Genomic DNA, 1756 nt, shown 5'->3' with positions numbered 1-1756 from the left:
CCTGAGTTAGGACATTTGCCTTAGTACCCCGTTTTCAGTCCGAGCGCGTCGAGGATGTGGCGTTGATCTGCGGGAATGTCTGGTGGGAAGGTTTGGGTGGTGCCGTTGACGGCGATGGTGGCGCTGCGCAGCGGCCGGAGTTGTTTGACGACCTGGGCGATGGATAGGCCGGTGCGGGACTGGATGGCGTGGGAGACGGCCAGGGCGGTGAACACGATGGTCAGGTGCGCTTCGATGGATTGGCGTTGCCGGTGAAAGATCGGCCGTGCGGCCAGGTCGGACTTGGACATCCGGAACGACTTCTCCACCTTCCACAGTTCGTGGTATTTGGCGATCACCTCAGTCGCTGCCATCACGGTGACCGGCACATTGGTCACATAGCCTTTGAGGCCGACGAGCGATTGGGCCCGCGCCAGACTTGTTTCGTCGAGGTGGCGGTCGGAGCCTTTGATCTTGACGAAGCGTGCCGACTTGGCTGAGCGTTCGCCATCGACGATGGCGCGGGCGCGTTGTTCCTGCGCGGCCAGAGTTTTCTGGTCGCGGCGGGCCCGTTTGGCCGAGTACGCCCAGATCGCCCGCCACGCCTTGGGGTGCTGTTCGGGGTCCCAGACCGGTTCGGCCCGCAACGCGGTGTCGTTGACTTTGTTGTTGGCGTGGCGCGGGGTGACGGTGTCGATGATCTGTCCGTCGGTGAAAACATCACCGTTCCAATGGAAATGGGACTCCAGGTCGCCGGGGGCCTTGGTGGTGCGTGATCCGACGATGAACGAGCAGTCGAGTTCGTCGAGGGCTTTGAGGTTGGCCGCCGACAGCATCGCGGCATCGGCGGCCACCACCACCGGTGTGCCGGCCAAACCGTGGCGTTGCACGAAACCGGTGATGATCGGCACGATCGTGGTCGTCTCTGCGGTATTGCCCTGGTGGCAGCTGATTTCGAGGGGGAACCCGGTGCGGTCCACTAGCAGCCCGACCACAATTTGAGGGTCGACCCGCCGCTCCTTGCTATAGCCGACTTTGCGGAGTTCGTCTTCGTTCTCGGCGTCGAAGTACAAGGTGGTCGCGTCGTAGAGGATCAGGCTCAGCCCACCGCAATCGGATGCGTAGGCAAAGCATTTCGCGGCGATCGTGTCCCGGTACTTGTCGTCGACGGTTTTGGCCAGATGCCGTTGAATGCTGCGGTAGGACACCGTCTTTGCGCCCAGATCGGCCAACACCCGCCCCGAGTCGAGCTTGCTGGTCGGCTCCACGATCCGGGCGATCACCAGATCCCGGAACACCGGATCATCGACCACGTTGAAACCCAGCCAGTCATAGACCGCACCCAGCACGCCGTAGAGCAGCCGCGAACTGGTGCCGGTCGTGCGCCCCGGCGGCGCGACCGCCGCCGGGCTCGTCGAGGTCTTCAGCAGCGCCGCCTCGCGATAGTCGGCGACGTCGCTCACAGATTGCGCGCGGGCGCTGACCTCGAAATCGAGGGTCTGCTGCCCGTCGGCCGCGACCTCGCGCGCCCGCGCCAAGAGAATGCCTAGCTCGGCATCGGTATGCGCCGAACCCAGATGCGCCAGCACGACCACCCGGCCGTTGTCCTTACGCGCGACCTGTACCGCGACCGCACCCGAGGTCGTGCGCACCTTCCGCACGTACGCCACCGCCCAAAACTACCCGGCTAGTACCCCAAACACGCCAAACCAGCAGACGAACACGCAGGTCACACCGACACACCCCAAGTTACCGACCGGTAATGTCCTAACTCAGG

At 63.9% G+C, this 1756-nt stretch carries 1 protein-coding gene; it reads right to left on the bottom strand.

What is annotated here, in order from left to right; all coding sequences use genetic code 11:
* Window positions 1-20: 20 nt before the first annotated feature.
* Window positions 21-1649: an IS1634 family transposase gene (locus AWC07_RS02555; protein WP_085104940.1), complete on the bottom strand. Its 1629-nt coding sequence runs from the start codon at window positions 1647-1649 to the stop codon at window positions 21-23.
* Window positions 1650-1756 lie beyond the last annotated feature (107 nt).

The sequence above is a fragment of the Mycobacterium gastri genome (assembly GCF_002102175.1).
Taxonomy (GTDB): Bacteria; Actinomycetota; Actinomycetes; order Mycobacteriales; family Mycobacteriaceae; genus Mycobacterium; species Mycobacterium gastri.
This window is presented reverse-complemented; position numbering and strand designations above follow the sequence as displayed.